This window comes from Streptomyces sp. WMMB 714 (genome assembly GCF_900090125.1).
Lineage (GTDB): Bacteria > Actinomycetota > Actinomycetes > Streptomycetales > Streptomycetaceae > Streptomyces > Streptomyces daqingensis.
On record NZ_FMHJ01000006.1, the window covers coordinates 164,424 to 178,532 of the forward strand.

A 14,109-nucleotide genomic window follows, 5' to 3' on the forward strand; every position below is an offset into this window, starting at 1 on the left:
CGCAGCGGCGCGTGCGCTGTAGTACGTCTGAGGGGTTCCCGCAGAGCCGTCGACACCTGGAGCCGTTCATGTCCGTCCGCCGTGTCATGCCCGTCATCACCACCGAAACCTCCCCGGAGAGCCGCGACTTCTACGGTCTGCTGGGCTTCCGGGAGGTCATGGACCTCGGCTGGATCATGACGGTGGCGTCGCCTTCCACCCCGGCGGCGCAGATCAGCTTCATGACCGGCGACAAGACGGCGCCGGTCTCCCCCGACATGAGCGTCGAGGTCGACGACGTGGACGCGGTGTACGCGGCGGTGCGGGAGGCGGGCGCGGAGATCGTCCACCCGCTGCAGGACGAGGAGTGGGGTGTGCGGCGGTTCTTCGTCCGCGACCCGAGCGGCCGGGTGGTGAACGTCCTGAGCCACCGCTGAGTCCGCGGTCCCGAAGGCCGCGAGCGCGAGGATCACGGCTCGGGGGCCGCAGCCCGGGAGGCGGCCCGCCGTGCGGCGGGCCGCCCGTGGAAGCGCTGCGGAGTCAGGCCGGCGAACCGGTCAGGCCGCGTAGCCCTTCGGGGGGATCAGGGAGGCGAGCTGGTCGAAGGAGAGCCAGTAGATCTGGTTGCCGCCGAAGGAGGCCGGGTCGGCGATCAGCACCGTCCTGTTGGCGTCGTCGTAGCCGATGACGGTGAAGTAGTGGTAGATCGTCTGGTCCGACGGGTAGCCGGGCGGCTGGTTGCCGGGCGGGGCGACGATGTTGGTCACCAGCGGGTAGTTGTTGTCGATGTCGAGGACGATGTCGCGCCACAGCAGGTCCTTCTGCTCCTGCGTGGGCGGGTCGTTCGGCATCTCCTTGGTCTCGTACCAGCCGGTGCCGAGGTTGGCGTTGAGCACGTTCGTGACCTGGCTGATGTGGTCGGTGCCGCCTTCGTGGGTGCCGAGCTGGGCGGCGAGGTCGGCCTGGCTCGGCGCGCCCATGCGGGCGGAGAGGGCGATGCGCGTCGCCGCGGGGCCGCACCAGTAGCCGGTCTCCTGGACCTGGTAGTCGATCTCGAGCGTCTTGGCGGCCTTCGTGGACACGCCGTCGACGTGGAAGCGGGTGCCGGGCTCGTTGTGCCCGCTGACGACGGCGGTGCCGTCGGAGGTGCCGTGCTCCGTCACCGAAACGGACTTGGGCAGGGGCTGTGCCTGCGCGGTCGCCGGGGCGATCAGCACCGCGGCCGCGGTGGTCGCGGCGAGAGCGGTCATGACAGCGGTCCGGACATGTCTCTTACTCATCAGGGCTCCTTGAGTGATCGTCGATGGTGCGTGGTGGGGGGATCGGCCCGGGACACGCGAGGCCGGTCACCGACGGAAGGGACGGACGGGTCGGACGGGTCGGACGGGGGCGGGCCCGGACCGCGGATCACGAACGCACCCGGCGACGTGCCGGTGCGCAGTGCTGCGAGCCGCGTGTCGGTGCCGGGCCGCCCGTACGGGCTACGCCTTGCGCAGCCGGTCGAGGATGCCGTCGAGGTCGCGGCTGAAGAGCTTCGTGCGGAAGACGTGGCCGCCGGGCTCCTCGTGGGACTCGTGGCGGATGCCTGCCTCGTCGAGCTTGGCGCGGAACTCCCGCTGCCCGGCGAGCACCTGCGTCTCGTTGACGTAGTCGGCCCAGTTCAGCGGGTCGGGGCTGGTGCCGGCGACGAGGAACACCCGCTTGTTCTTGTAACTGCCGACGTTCTCCACGGGGTTGTCGGCCGAGACCCGCTTCTCGTCCCACAGCGGCACGCCGTAGACGCTGCCGCCGGCCAGGTCGGCCGCCGCCGAGGAGACGTTGGCCCAGTGCGCGACCAGGCCCGCGTCGCGCCGGAGGCTGGCGGGTCCGGAGTGGGCGCTGACGGAGGCGAAGTGGCCGTAGTACTTGGCCGCGTACTTCAGCGCCCCGAACCCGCCCATGGAGAACCCGGCGACCGCGCGTCCGTCGTACTCGGCGAAGGTGCGGAAGTTGGCGTCGATCCAGGGCACGAGCTGCTCGATGTGGAAGGTCTCCCAGTTGCGGGGGCCGACGTTGGAGGCGACCGGGTTGGAGTACCAGCCCGCGTGGCCGCCGTCGGGCATGACGACGATGACGGGCCTGCCCTCGGTCAGTCCGCGGATGCCCGCCTTGTCGAAGGCCATGAAGTCCTGGTCCAGGCCCCCGCCGTGGAAGAGGTAGAGCACGGGGTAGCGCCGGCCGCTGGAGTAGTCGCTCGGGAGAAGGACGTTGACCGCGGGGTTCCAGCCGATCGCGTCCGTGGCGAAGCGGTAGTACTTCATGCGCGGGTCTTTCTCGTCGCTCTCCACGATCCGCAGCCCGGAACCGTCCTCGGCTGCCTCCGCTGTCCCGCCTCCCACGGTCAGCATGCCGGCTCCGCCGATCAGGGCCGCCGCAGAGAGGCCGCCCGCGGCCTTCAGCGCTCGACGGCGGCTCATGAAGGACTGACTCACCACAACCTCCAGTTGGGGAAAGGATGTTCGTGTTCGTGACGGTGCGTGAGCTGGTGGAGCGGAACCCGCGGCGACGGCGCCCACGGGCAGTTCGGGACGTGCACGCGCAGCAGGTTCGGAGCGCCGGCCCGGCGCTTCCGTCCGCGGCGCCCCGGGCCGGAGGCGAGCGGCGGCGAGGCGGCTCCCACCCGGCACCCGGACGCCCGGCGCGTCAGCCACCGCCCGCTGCCCGCGGTCGTCCCGTCCGGGACCTCCCTGTTCCCTGGCACGTTCCCTGGCAACGTGCCTCTCTCCAGGGAGAGTTGACCCATGGGGGGTGAGCGGGCCTCCTCACCGGGGCTCGTACGCCACGGATGTTAGGTACGCGGCTTCGGGAGGGGAGGAGGGCTTTTCGGGTGCTGCCGAAAAGCCCTCGTGAGGAGGGGCGGCAGACCTGGGGCCTGCCCTAGTCTCGCTCCATGGCAGGCGTCCTGCGCATCCACTTCAGCGACCGAGATTTCCGCTACGTGCAACTTGCGAAGTCCGCGGATCCCATCTGGGAGGTGATCCTCGGTCTCCATGTGCTGAGCACGTCCACGACGCGGCTGCCCCCGGAGCTGCGCCCGTGGCGGCGGGGAGCGGCGGCGCGGGCCCAGAACGACGAACTCCGTGCCGCCTGCCGCCTCCTGGGGGACCTCGCACCGGCCGACGCGGCGTACTTCCCGGACTTCCTCACCCCGGTCGAGTCGGAGGAGGGCATGTCGGTCGGTCTGCGCACACTGCGCTCCACGTCCCGCGCCCGGCTCGCCCGGGAGCTGCAGGAGGCGGCCAGGTACCGTCCCCTGCCCGGCTGGACCAGGCGGCTCGCCTCGGGTGACCGGGAGTTGCTCGACCAGGTCGCCGACGCCGTGCTCCGCTTCCACGCCGATCTGATCGCCCCTGACTGGAGCGAGGTCGAGGCCACCGTCGCCGCCCACCGGGACCGGCGGACGGACGCGCTGGAGGGCGGCATGACGGCCGTGCTGGAGAAGCTGGGATGCTTCACGTGGCGGGACCCGGTGCTCACCGCGCCGTACCCGGTGGACTTCGACCTGCGCCTGCGGGGGCGCGGCATCCGCCTCATCCCGTCCTTCTTCTGCCACACCATGCCGATCGCGATCGCCGATCCCAACCTGCCGCCGGTCGTGGTCTACCCGGTCTCCTCGCAGCCGCTGAAGCCCCAGGCGGCCGTCGAGTGCCCGGACGCCCTCGGCGCCCTGCTGGGCACCGGCCGTGCCCGCGTTCTCGGTGCGCTGACGGTGGCTTTCACCACGGGGTCCGTCGCCGCGCGTCTGGGTCTGTCAGCCTCCACCGTCAGCGGCCACCTCAAGGTCCTCCGCGGCGCCGGCCTGGTCCGCAGCGAACGAGCCGGGGCCCATGTGGTGCACCGGCTGACCGGCCGGGGCCGCCACCTTCTCGGGACGGACGGGGCCGGACCCGCGTCACCCTCCGCCGGGGGGCCGAGGAGCGGAGGCGTCCGGCGGCGCGGCTGAGAGAGCCGTACGTGCAGGGGCGTCCGATGTGGCCCATGGCGAGGGCCGGTTGAGCGAGGCCCCGGCGCCGGCACGGGCGGCGGCGAGGGCTCACGGCGGGCTACGTCGAGCCGCTACGTCCAGCCACTTCGTCCGCCGAACAGGCGTGCCGCGGCCGTGCGTTAGCATCGCGTGACCGTCAACACAGCGAGGAGCATGGGGAGATGACAGAGGAGGCCGGCACCGGGAGCGAGTCCCAGCACGACACCCCGCTCACCGTCCGGGGGGACGTCCCCCGGCTTGCGAGCGACGTGCCGCACTCGGCACGGATGTGGGACTACTGGCTCGGCGGCAAGGACCACTACGAGGTGGACCGGCAGGCGGGCGAGAAGGCGCGCGAGGCGTATCCGGGCATCGTCGACATCGCCCGCACCAGCCGCGCCCTGCTGAACCGCATCGTCACGCACCTGGTCTCCGAGGCCGGCGTACGCCAGTTCCTCGACATCGGCACCGGCCTCCCCACGGCCGAGAACACCCACGAGATCGCGCAGCGCGCGGCGCCCGAGAGCCGCATCGTCTACGTCGACAACGACCCCCTCGTCCTGGCGCACGCCCGTGCGCTGCTGGCGGGCAGGCCCGAGGGGTCGACGGACTACCTCCACGCGGACATCCACCAGCCGGGGCAGATCCTGGAGGGTGCACGGAAGACGCTGGACCTCACCCGGCCGGTGGGCCTGATCATGTTCGGCATCGTCGGGCACATCGCCGAGCACTCCGAGGCGCTCTCCATCGCGCGAGCCCTGCTGGACGGCCTGGCCTCCGGGAGCTACCTCGCCCTGTACACCGGTACGGACGGGGACCCCGCGCTCGTCGAGGCCGAGCGGCGCGTCGGGGAGGCCGGCGGCACCCCGTACCGGCTGCTCGACAGGCCGCAGGTCGAGGAGTTCTTCGCGGGCATGGATCTCGTCGAGCCGGGCGTGGTTCCCGGAACGCGGTGGCGCCCCGAAGGGCCGGTGGCACGTTCGGCCGCCGACATCGCCTCGCTCAGCGGTCTCGCCCGCAAGCCGTGACGCCGCCCGGCCCGCCCCGCGTCGGGGCCGGGCCGGTGCGACGACGGTGCGGTGCCGGCTCTGCCGGGTGGTCACCAGCCGTTCTCGTGCAGCACCTCCTCCAGCGGCGCCCGCGGGGCGCGTTTGAAGGTCTCGCCCGTGTAGTGCGCTGTCGGGATCAGCGCGGCCTGGCGGACGTCGGCGGGGAGGTCCAGAACCTGCGCGGCCTCCTCCTCGTGTGCCAGGTGCAGCGTCGTCCACGCCGTGCCGAGGCCGCGGGAGCGGGCGGCGAGCATGTAGCTCCACGCCGCGGGGAGCACCGACCCCCACAGCCCCGCCTGGTTCCCCTCGGGCAGTTCACCCGAAGGCAGCTGGAGGCAGGGGACGACCAGTACGGGAACCTCGCCCATGCGGTCGGCGAGGTGGGCGACGCTGTCGTTGACGCGGCCCTGGACCTGCGAGCGGGCCGGGTCGTTCGCGTAGAGGCGCCCGGCCGCGTTGGGTGAGTCGAGGTAGGCGCGGCAGGCCTTCTGGTAGATCGCCCCGATCCGGCGGCGCTTCTCGGGGTCGGTGAGGACGAGCCAGTGCCAGCGCTGCGCGTTGGAGCCGCTGGGGGCCTGCAGCGCGATCTCCAGGCACTCGCGGACGAGGGCGGGATCCACCGGGCGCGTCAGATCGAGGCGCTTGCGGACGCTGCGGGTGGTGGTCAGCAGCTCGTCGGGGGTCAGCTCGGGCACAGCGGGCTCCATCGGTGTTGCGAACGGGCGGTCGGCGGGTCGCACTTGAGGGATAACGACCGTTCACCTCAGCGCCGCCGCAACCGCGGACATTCCCGCACCGCGGTCGCGGCCGGCGCGGGGCCCCGCCGGGCGGTCCTCGGCGGCCCGCGGCCGACGGCGAGCGCCGATCCGGCCCCGCCCGCCGCCTGTTCGGCCGGCGGCTCCCCTTGTACCCACGGACTGTACGTGATTCAGTGGCTCATCCACTGAGTCACTGAGAGGGTGAGGCCGACGTGGAGACTCTGCCCCGCGAGACGATCGTCGACGTACTGGAGAACAAGCTGCGCGAGGAGATCCTGGCCGGGAACCATCCCGCCGGCAGCTACCTCCCGCCGGAGCGCGAGCTGGCCGACGGCTACGGCGTCACCCGCACCACGCTGAAGCACGCCTTCGGCAGGCTCGTCCAGTCCGGACTGCTGGAGACACGTCACGGAGTGGGCACCCGCGTACGGGACTTCGTGCGCTTCGGCGGCGCCGACCTGCTGCCCATGCTGGTGCGGCACAGCCCGGACTGGCTCGGGGAGATCTTCGAAGTCCGGCGCGGCATCGGGGCGTTGATCGCAGAGCGGGCCGCGATGAAGGCCACGCCGGCGCAGCGCGGAGAGCTCCGGTCGCTGCTGGCCGCCGTCGGCGAGGCGGAGGACGGCGGCGCCGCCCAGCTGGCGGACATCGAGGTGCACCGCGCCCTCGCCCGCGCGACCGGCAACCGCGTCTACACGCTGCTGACCAACACCCTCTTCAACGCCTACGTGCCGATGCGCGCCCACCTCGTGGCCCCCTTCGAGGACCCCCGGGTGGCGCACGCCCGTCTGGAACCGGTCGTCTCCGCGGTGGACGCGGGCGACGCGAAGGCCGCGAAGGAAGCGGCCGACGCGTATCTGGCCGCGACCGAGCGCATCATGCTCGACGCCCTCGGGATCGCCTGATGGGCGCCCGGGGAACGACGTTCTCGGAGGTCATGGCCGGCTCCGTGCGGCTCGCCGGAGAGAGGGAACCGCGTCCCGTCCGGCTGGATCTGGCCGTACGGGCCGACGAGGTGCTGCGGCCGCTGGGGACGACCGAAGGCGAGCTGACGGGACGGGTGCGGGTCGCCGGCTGGGCCGACGACACCGGCATGCGGGGCGAGTTGGAGATCTCGCCGCTCGCCCGGCGCCGCATCCGCTACCGCATCCACTTCACCGCCGGCGGCCGCCGCTGCACCCTCGACGGCTGGAAGTCGATATCGCCCGCCCGTCCGGTCAAGTCGATGACGGTGCTGCCGTTCGTGCTGCTGGAGGACGGCGAGCAGACGGGCGAGGGCACGCTGCGCTTCCCCCTGGCGACTCAACTGCTCCCGTTCCTCCGCAGTTTCCGCTTCCCCCGCCGCACCGCTCCCCCGTCCGGCGCGGCCGACCCCGGCGCTCTCCTGCCGCCCCGCTGGGACGGCGCCGCCGGACGTACGGAGGTCTGGTACACGACGGTCACCGACCCGCAGAGCGGTACGGGACTGTGGCTCCACCACGAACTGGTCGCGCCCGCGGACGGGTCCGGGGCGTACGCGCACGGCTGGGTCGCGCAGTTCCCCGGCGACGGCCAGGAGCCCGTGCGGCACGCGCGGTTCGGACCCGAGCCGTGGAAACCGGCGGGCGGGCAGAGCCGGGGGGACGAGGAGGCGGAAGGGGCGCAGGGCAGCGGCTTCACCGCCGGCGGCATCGAGGCGGTGCCCGGCCGGCTGCGCGGCTCGGCGGGCCCGTTCAGCTGGGATCTGACCGAACAGCCGGACGGCGAACCGCTGTTCACCTTCCCGCGCTGGTCGTGGCGGCGCCCCCTGCTGCCGGCCGCGCAGATCGTCCCCGCTCCCCAGGCCACGTACAGCGGCAGCTTCACGCACGACGGCGGCGAGCTGCGGCTCGACGACGCTCCGGGCGCGACGGCCAGGATCTACGGGCACGGCAACGCGCGCCGCTGGGCCTGGCTCCACGCGCACCTGGGCGGCGGCGACGTGCTGGAGATCGTCGCGGCCGTCTCGATGCGTCCCGTCTTGCGCAGGCTGCCGCCTCTGGTCTTCCTGCGGCTGCGGAAGGACGGCCGCACGTGGCCGCGGCGCGTGGAGCGCGCCGCCGTCGGGTGGGCGGGCGTGGGGCGCTTCCGCGCCGACATCGGCCTGCCCGTGTGGACCGTCACCGGCCACTCCGGGATGCGCCGCGTCAAGGTCGTCGTCACCCAGCCCGAGGAGCGCACCCTCGCCCTGGACTACACCGACCCCGACGGCAGCGGCGCCGTGTGCCGCAACAGCGAGACGGCCGACGCGCACATCCTGCTGGAGCGGTGGTGGGGCCGGTGGCGCAAGGAGGCCGAGTGGCTTCTGGACGGTACGGCACACGCGGAGGTGGGCGGCCGATGAGCTACCGACTCGACGGCCTGGTGGGCGCGTTGCTCGCTGACGACGGCAGCGAGGCATGGCCCGGCGCCGTACCGGCGCGCGTGGAGAACGTGCTCGGCTCGATGCCGCGCGCCGCCCGCGCCGGAGTGCGGGCGGCGGCCGCGGCCGTCGACGCCTACGCGCTGCTGCGCGCCGGACGCGGCATGGGCAGGCTCACCCCCCAGGAGCGGGAGACCGTCCTGTCCTCGCTCGCCGCACGCCCCGCGCTGCTGCCGGTGCTGGATGCCCTGAAGGTGCCGGTGATGCTCGCGGCGGGCACCGAGCGGATGCTCCACAAGGAACCCGCCGCCCGTCCCGCACTCCCCCCGCCCGCCGATCCCCCGCTGGACTGCGTCCCGTCCACGGAGTGGCCGGCACGCGCCACCGCCGACGCGGTCGTCATCGGGTCCGGAGCGGGCGGAGCCGTCGCGGCGCGCACGCTGGCCCGGGCGGGCATGCGCGTCCTCGTCCTGGAGGAGGGACGCCACCACACCACCGAGGATTTCGGGCGCCGCGCCCCTCTCGACAGGTTCACGGAGCTCTACCGGGACGGCGGCGGCACCATCGCCCTCGGCAACCCGCCGGTGGTGCTGCCGGTGGGCCGCGCCGTCGGCGGCACCACGGTCGTCAACTCCGGTACGTGCTACCGCACTCCGGACCACGTGCTGGAGCGGTGGCGCGACACGTTCGGGCTGCCGCTCGCGGACGCGGACGCCTTCGGCGCGTGCCTCGACGAGGCCGAGCGCACCCTCCAGGTCGCCACGCAGCCCATGGACGTCCTCGGGCGCAACGGCCGTACGGCACTGCTCGGTGCGGAGCGGCTGGGCTGGGAGGCCGGGCCGCTGCGCCGCAACGCCCCCGGCTGCAAGGGCTCCTGCCAGTGCGTGGTCGGATGCCCCACCGGGGCCAAGCAGAGCGTCCAGCTGTCGGTGCTGCCCGACGCGTGCGGCGCGGGCGCACGCATCGTCACCGGGGCGTACGTGCGGCGCGTCCTCGTCGAGCGGGACCGGCCGGGCGGGCCGCGGGCGTGCGGTGTGGCCGTACGGCGGCCGGACGGCAGCGAGCTCGAGATCCTCAGCCCGCTGGTCGTCGTGGCGGCCGGGGCTCTCAACTCCCCTCCTCTGTTGCGGCGTTCGGGGCTCGGGGGCCACCCCCGGCTGGGCCGCAACCTGGCCGTCCACCCCGCGGCGAGCGTCGCGGGCCGGTTCGCGGAGCCGGTGACGGCGTGGCAGGGCGTGCTGCAGAGCGTCGGCGTGGAGGAGCTGCACGGCGACGGCATACTCATCGAGGCGACGGCGGGCCCGCCGGGGATGGGCTCGTTCGTGCTGCCCGGCGTGGGCCGCGGCCTGCGGGCCGAACTCGACGGCGCGAACTCCCTCGCGACGGTCGGCGCGATGATCGCCGACCTGCCCTCGGGCAGGGTGCTGGGCGCCCGCCACCCGCTGCTGCGCTACGATCTCGCTCCGCGCGACGGACGCAGGCTCATGCGCGCGGTGACGGCGATGGGCGAACTGCTCTTCGCGGCGGGGGCGGAGGAGGTCCTGACCGGCATCGCCGCCGCACCCAGTGCGCGTACGCAAGCCGAACTGGAGGAGAAGCTGAGCCGCCTGAGCGCCCGTCAGCTCCATCTGTCGGCCTTCCACCCGACGGGGACCGTCGCGCTCGGCGCCGATCCGCAGACCGCGCCCGCGGACGAGCACGGCAGGCTGCGGGGCGTACGGGGGGTGCTCGTGGCAGACGGTTCCGCGCTGCCGAGCTGCCCGGAGGTCAACCCCCAACTGACCATCATGGCCACCGCGTTGGCGGTCTCAAATGGATCACTCTAAGCCGAAAGAGCGGCACCCGGTGCCGTTTTGACCCCGAACATGCATGACCTGCCCGGAGGTTGGCAGTATGGAATTGTGCGCCGTGCCGTGACGATACGGGGAGAATGATGAAGAAGAAGAGACTGGCGGTGCGTCTCGCCGCGCCCGCCGCCATAGCCGTCGCCGCGATAGCGATACCGTCGCTGAGCGGGACGGCCCAGGCGGGGGCGATCTGCGCCGTGGTGAGCGACGGCACCCCGCTGTACGCCGAGGACAGCGTGGAGGCCAGGGTGCTCGGCACGATGGACTCCGGCGAGGAGGTGGCCGCCACCGGCCCGTTCGACCTGTGGCAGGTCTCCCGCGCCGACAACGGCGAGTTCCTCGGCTACATGCGCCAGGCGGACGTCAGCTGCAGCGGCGGCTGAGGCAGCGGCCGCTCGCATCACCCCGCCCGCCCAGGTCCCGGGCCCGTTCCGGCCCCCGCGAGCCGACGCTCCCGGGCGGGATCCGCGAGCCTCGGCCAGAGGAGAGCGCCGGGGAGGAGACCGGCCTACCCGCCCCGGAGATGCGCCAGTTGGGCCGCACCGCTGCGGGGCGAGGTGAGTACCGGGACGCCCAGCTCCCCCTCGGGGAGCTTCCCGACAGCGCCCGCCATCGATGCCTGGGCCAGCACCAGCACGTCGTGCTCCGCGGCCAGCCGCTTCGCCTCCGCGGCGATCAGCCGGTCGTGCTCCTCCCCCTCCCCCGCCTGCCGTGCCTCGTACGCGCCCGGGCATGCCGAGGTGGTGACGGTGATCCGCACGCCCTCCTCGGCCGCCCGGCGGCGGACGAGTTCCTCCGTGGGGACGAGGGTCGACTCCAGGGTCGCCAGCACGCCGATGCGCGGCCCGCGGCACACGGCTTCGGAGGCCATCGGGTCGTCCACCCGCAGTACGGGGATCCCGGCGAGCGCGCGTACCTCCTCAGCGGCGGGGCCGATGGACGAGCAGGTGACGAGCACGGCGGCCGCGCCCGCCGCCTCGGCGTGGCTCACGTACGCGGCGAGCCTGGCCGTGGTGCGGGGCAGCGGGCCGTGCTCGACGGTGTCCGCCAGCAGGCTCTCGTCCACCACGTTGTAGGCGCGCACGTGCGGGGCCGACTCCCGCAGCAGGGGCTCGAACACGGCGGGGAGCGCGGCGACCGTGTGCAGGACGCACACTCTCGGGCGGGGACCGCTGCCCGCCTCCGTGCCGGGCTCAGCCGTGTTCCGGGGGTCGGTCTCCGCGTCCGTCATGCCGCTCCCTCCTCGCCTGCCGCGTCCGCCGCGTCCCGTCCTTCCGGGGACGGTCCCGCGCCGGCGCCCGCTGCGGGCGCGTCCCACCAGGGCCTTCCGTAGGCGTCGACGGTCTCCCCCAGGCGCCGCAGCCGCTCAAGGCACGGTCCGCCGAGCCGGGCGTCCCGGTCGTGGGCGTCGAGCGCGTCGGTCCACAGGGCACGTCCGGCGAGGAATCCGGAGGCCCCCGCCCGGCACGCGGCCTCGACCGCGCGCGGGAAGGCGGACGGCTCGACGCCCTGCGAGAGCACGACCCAGGGCACCTCCACGGCCCGGTCGATCCGCTCCGCCTGGGCGGCCGTCCCGGCCACGGTGCCCGTCCCGCCGTCGGGGACCTGGCACTTGTACAACGACGGCCGCAGCGGGGCCAGTTCGCGCGCCGCCTCCACGATGGCGTCGTTCAGCCGGAAGGTGTTCGCGCTCTCCTCCTCGCGGGTGGGACGTGCCACGGGTTCGAGGACGGAGGCGAGTCCCGCGGCGCGGCACAACTCGACGAACCGGGCGGCGAGTTCGACGCGCCTCTCGCGATGGGCGTCCCTGCGCCAGACGACCAGCAGCTTCAGGCCCCGGGTTCCCTCGGCAGCGGCGGCGGCCGGATCGGCGCGCTCGTCGAGACCCGTGTCCTCGACCGGCCCGCCGGGCCGCTGATCGAGGGTGTCGACGGCGAGGATCGGTGCGCACGTCCCGGGGAGCACGGCCTCGTCCATCAGCGCGCGGTAGCCGTAGTCCCTGTCGATGAGCAGCGCGGAGGCGGCGGGGCCGAGACTGCGGGCGACCGCGAGCTTGAACTCGGTGAGCGCGGAGTCGGGCACCGCCGCCCCCGCCTCCCCGCGCCCGTCCGTCCCGGGGAGGCGCGCCGCCATCATCGTGCGAAGGGAGTCGCGCTGGTCCATGGCGACCATGGCGAAGGTGCCGGACGGCCGGGCGAGCGCGGCCGGGGCCCTCGAACCGCCTTCCAGAAGTCCTGAGGCGGGCGAGGCCCCGGCAGGGGCCGGAGCGGGGGGCGTGGTACGGGCGGGCGGCATGGCCTTCTCCTTCGTCGGTGCGGCTTGTCCGGAGGACGGTCAGCTGTCGGGGGGCGGCGGGAGGACGTGCGGCAGGAAGCGCTCCCGGTAGGCGGTCTTGTGCGCGGCGGCGCTGGAGTCGTCGACGTGGAGGGTCCGGCTGGGCGGCGTGATGCCGGCGGGGTCGAGGCCGATGGCGGCGCCGCCCCATGCGGCCGCGCCGAGGCAGGGCGCTTCCGCCTCGGTGCACACCTCGGTGGTCCAGGGGCTCACGGCGGCCTTGAGCGCCGTCCATGTGCGCTGCCGCGTCGACCCTCCGAGGAGGGTCACCGTCCGCGGGACGGCACCCGCCAACTCGGCCTGCACCTCGGCCATCCAGCGTGCGTGGTAGGAGGCGCCCTCCAGCAGCGCCAGCGCCAGGTCCGCGGGCCCGTGCCGCGAGGCCATGCCGTGCACGGCGAGCCGGGCGGCGGGGTCGGGACGGGGAGCGCTGCGTCCCTGCAGGTAGGGCTCGACGGTGATGCCGGTGGGAGGGGCGGGCAACTGCCCCTCCGCCACCGCGCTCTGCTCGACGAGACGCGCGAAGTCCCGGTAGCGGGCGGTCCGTTCGTCCGGTGAGGGAGCGCCGCCGGCAGGCCCGGCGGCGCCGCCCCCGGAGTGTGCCCGGCCGTTGTCGGCCGCCGGGGCCGCGCCCGCGGGGTGGAGGAAGCGGTCGCAGAACCATTCGACCAGCGCCCCCGAGGCCGACATGCCGGCGAGCGTCACCCAGTGGGTTCCGTCGACGTGACGGCCCCACGACATGCCCTCCGCCGCGGCACGGGCCGGATCCGGCGGCACGTCCGAGACGGTGAGGACGGCCTCGGCCGTACCCATCGAGTCGGCCGCACGGCCCGCCCCGCGCGCCCCGCTGATCCAGGCGCCGACGAGATGGTCGTGCCCGGCGACCACCACGTGCGCGCCCGCCCGCAGGCCGAGGCGGCGGGCGACGGCCCTGGTGACGGCGCCCACCGGGCGTCCCGGACCGTGGACGTGCGGCATCTGCGCGGGCGTCAGCCCGGCTTCCGCGAGAAGCTCGGCGTTCCAGCGGCCGGATGCCGTGCCCGACCCGTGCTCCCAGGCCATCGTCCGCTGCGCGAAGGTGACTTCGGTGCCGACGCGGCCCGTCAGCGACCGGGCGACGAGCTCCGCGGCCCCCGCCCACTGCCGCATGCGGCTCAGGCGCTCCGGGTGGTGCTCCCTCAGCCAGCACCAGCGCGCCAGCGGGACCTTGGCGCTGGGAAGCACGCCCGTCCGGGCGTGCAGCTCCGCCGCGCCATGGGTACGCGCGAGGCGTTCGGCATGCGGCGCGGGCGCCGGGTCGGACCACGCGAGCACGGGGCCTATCGGTGCTCCGTGCCTGTCGAGCGGCACGCCCGTCTCGGCCATGCCGGTCAGCCCTATGGTGTCGGGGGCACGTCCTGCCGCGCGTACGCAGTCCGTGAGCGCACCGATCGCGGCACTGGTCAACTCAGCGGCGTCGTAGGAGAGTCCGTCGGCGTTCCTGGGGGTCGGACGCTGGGCCCGGGCGACGACCGAGCCGGTGGGCGTGCACAGCAGGGCCTTGCAGTGGGTGCTGCCGATGTCTATGCCCGCGAGCAGCGGCTGACGGGATCTTCCGGCCGGGCGGGCGGTTCCCGACCGGGTCTCCCTGGCTCCGTCTCTTCCCCCGCCCCGTCCCGTCCCCGTGGTGTTCGCTCCGCCCGCCGTCGTTCCACCGGTGGCCGCGTTCGTCTTGCTGGTCATGGCACCTCCTCCCCGTCCTTACCCGTGCGGCGGGCCG

The 14,109-nt window shown here is 74.0% G+C and carries 13 protein-coding genes; 7 read left to right on the plus strand and 6 right to left on the minus strand.

Annotated elements, in window-relative coordinates:
• Nucleotides 1–68 precede the first annotated feature (68 nt).
• Nucleotides 69–416, plus strand: a complete 348-nt coding sequence (locus H181DRAFT_RS12795) for a VOC family protein (protein ID WP_045864514.1) — start codon at nt 69–71, stop codon at nt 414–416.
• 120 nt (nt 417–536) lie between these two features.
• Here the strand turns inward: H181DRAFT_RS12795 and H181DRAFT_RS12800 are convergent, their stop codons facing one another.
• Together H181DRAFT_RS12800 and H181DRAFT_RS12805 are read right to left on the minus strand one after the other, a co-directional pair.
• Nucleotides 537–1,259, minus strand: a complete 723-nt coding sequence (locus tag H181DRAFT_RS12800; RefSeq protein WP_199810823.1) for a C39 family peptidase — start codon at nt 1,257–1,259, stop codon at nt 537–539.
• A 201-nt stretch (nt 1,260–1,460) separates the two neighbouring features.
• Complete coding sequence (locus H181DRAFT_RS12805; RefSeq protein WP_107068759.1) at nt 1,461–2,435, minus strand: alpha/beta hydrolase; 975 nt, start codon at nt 2,433–2,435, stop codon at nt 1,461–1,463.
• 473 nt (nt 2,436–2,908) lie between these two features.
• Between H181DRAFT_RS12805 and H181DRAFT_RS12810 the strand changes: the two genes are divergently transcribed.
• Both H181DRAFT_RS12810 and H181DRAFT_RS12815 read left to right on the plus strand, forming a co-directional pair.
• Nucleotides 2,909–3,961 carry an ArsR/SmtB family transcription factor gene (locus tag H181DRAFT_RS12810; RefSeq protein WP_045864517.1) on the plus strand — a complete coding sequence of 351 codons (1,053 nt, stop codon included), beginning with the start codon at nt 2,909–2,911 and terminating at the stop codon, nt 3,959–3,961.
• A gap of 203 nt (nt 3,962–4,164) precedes the next feature.
• Nucleotides 4,165–5,010 carry an SAM-dependent methyltransferase gene (locus tag H181DRAFT_RS12815; protein WP_045864518.1) on the plus strand — a complete coding sequence of 282 codons (846 nt, stop codon included), beginning with the start codon at nt 4,165–4,167 and terminating at the stop codon, nt 5,008–5,010.
• A 71-nt stretch (nt 5,011–5,081) separates the two neighbouring features.
• Here the strand turns inward: H181DRAFT_RS12815 and H181DRAFT_RS12820 are convergent, their stop codons facing one another.
• Nucleotides 5,082–5,726 (minus strand): nitroreductase family protein, encoded by a 645-nt coding sequence (locus H181DRAFT_RS12820; protein WP_254666820.1) that lies wholly within the window; start codon nt 5,724–5,726, stop codon nt 5,082–5,084.
• Between the two features lie 275 nt (nt 5,727–6,001).
• Here H181DRAFT_RS12820 and H181DRAFT_RS12825 point away from each other — a divergent pair, with 275 nt between their 5' ends.
• The 4 genes from H181DRAFT_RS12825 (at nt 6,002) to H181DRAFT_RS12840 (ending at nt 10,399) form a co-directional block, all read left to right on the plus strand.
• Nucleotides 6,002–6,694, plus strand: a complete 693-nt coding sequence (locus H181DRAFT_RS12825; RefSeq protein WP_045864520.1) for a FadR/GntR family transcriptional regulator — start codon at nt 6,002–6,004, stop codon at nt 6,692–6,694.
• On the plus strand, nt 6,694–8,151 hold the full coding sequence (locus H181DRAFT_RS12830; protein WP_078895706.1) for a hypothetical protein: 1,458 nt from the start codon (nt 6,694–6,696) through the stop codon (nt 8,149–8,151). The genes H181DRAFT_RS12825 and H181DRAFT_RS12830 overlap by 1 nt, the downstream gene beginning before the upstream one ends.
• On the plus strand, nt 8,148–9,995 hold the full coding sequence (locus H181DRAFT_RS12835) for a GMC family oxidoreductase (protein ID WP_045864521.1): 1,848 nt from the start codon (nt 8,148–8,150) through the stop codon (nt 9,993–9,995). Before H181DRAFT_RS12830 ends, H181DRAFT_RS12835 begins: the two co-directional genes overlap by 4 nt.
• Before the next feature lie 107 nt (nt 9,996–10,102).
• On the plus strand, nt 10,103–10,399 hold the full coding sequence (locus H181DRAFT_RS12840; protein WP_139131701.1) for a hypothetical protein: 297 nt from the start codon (nt 10,103–10,105) through the stop codon (nt 10,397–10,399).
• Between the two features lie 125 nt (nt 10,400–10,524).
• Here the strand turns inward: H181DRAFT_RS12840 and H181DRAFT_RS12845 are convergent, their stop codons facing one another.
• The 3 genes from H181DRAFT_RS12845 to H181DRAFT_RS12855 are packed head-to-tail and all read right to left on the minus strand — an operon-like array spanning nt 10,525 to nt 14,072.
• On the minus strand, nt 10,525–11,247 hold the full coding sequence (locus H181DRAFT_RS12845) for an aspartate/glutamate racemase family protein (RefSeq protein ID WP_052708571.1): 723 nt from the start codon (nt 11,245–11,247) through the stop codon (nt 10,525–10,527).
• Nucleotides 11,244–12,311 carry a hypothetical protein gene (locus H181DRAFT_RS12850; RefSeq protein WP_074467840.1) on the minus strand — a complete coding sequence of 356 codons (1,068 nt, stop codon included), beginning with the start codon at nt 12,309–12,311 and terminating at the stop codon, nt 11,244–11,246. The genes H181DRAFT_RS12845 and H181DRAFT_RS12850 overlap by 4 nt, the downstream gene beginning before the upstream one ends.
• A gap of 39 nt (nt 12,312–12,350) precedes the next feature.
• Nucleotides 12,351–14,072 (minus strand): FGGY-family carbohydrate kinase, encoded by a 1,722-nt coding sequence (locus H181DRAFT_RS12855; RefSeq protein WP_045864523.1) that lies wholly within the window; start codon nt 14,070–14,072, stop codon nt 12,351–12,353.
• Nucleotides 14,073–14,109: the final 37 nt, after the last annotated feature.

Bases quoted from the DNA above. Each gene is read 5' to 3' on its own strand.
- H181DRAFT_RS12795 (WP_045864514.1), top strand. From the start codon at position 69: ATGTCCGTCCGCCGTGTCATGCCCGTCATCACCACCGAAACCTCCCCG.
- H181DRAFT_RS12845 (WP_052708571.1), bottom strand. From the start codon at position 11,247: ATGACGGACGCGGAGACCGACCCCCGGAACACGGCTGAGCCCGGCACG.
- H181DRAFT_RS12850 (WP_074467840.1), bottom strand. From the start codon at position 12,311: ATGCCGCCCGCCCGTACCACGCCCCCCGCTCCGGCCCCTGCCGGGGCC.
- H181DRAFT_RS12835 (WP_045864521.1), top strand. From the start codon at position 8,148: ATGAGCTACCGACTCGACGGCCTGGTGGGCGCGTTGCTCGCTGACGAC.
- H181DRAFT_RS12805 (WP_107068759.1), bottom strand. From the start codon at position 2,435: ATGAGCCGCCGTCGAGCGCTGAAGGCCGCGGGCGGCCTCTCTGCGGCG.
- H181DRAFT_RS12815 (WP_045864518.1), top strand. From the start codon at position 4,165: ATGACAGAGGAGGCCGGCACCGGGAGCGAGTCCCAGCACGACACCCCG.
- H181DRAFT_RS12800 (WP_199810823.1), bottom strand. From the start codon at position 1,259: ATGAGTAAGAGACATGTCCGGACCGCTGTCATGACCGCTCTCGCCGCG.
- H181DRAFT_RS12830 (WP_078895706.1), top strand. From the start codon at position 6,694: ATGGGCGCCCGGGGAACGACGTTCTCGGAGGTCATGGCCGGCTCCGTG.
- H181DRAFT_RS12840 (WP_139131701.1), top strand. From the start codon at position 10,103: ATGAAGAAGAAGAGACTGGCGGTGCGTCTCGCCGCGCCCGCCGCCATA.
- H181DRAFT_RS12855 (WP_045864523.1), bottom strand. From the start codon at position 14,072: ATGACCAGCAAGACGAACGCGGCCACCGGTGGAACGACGGCGGGCGGA.
- H181DRAFT_RS12810 (WP_045864517.1), top strand. From the start codon at position 2,909: ATGGCAGGCGTCCTGCGCATCCACTTCAGCGACCGAGATTTCCGCTAC.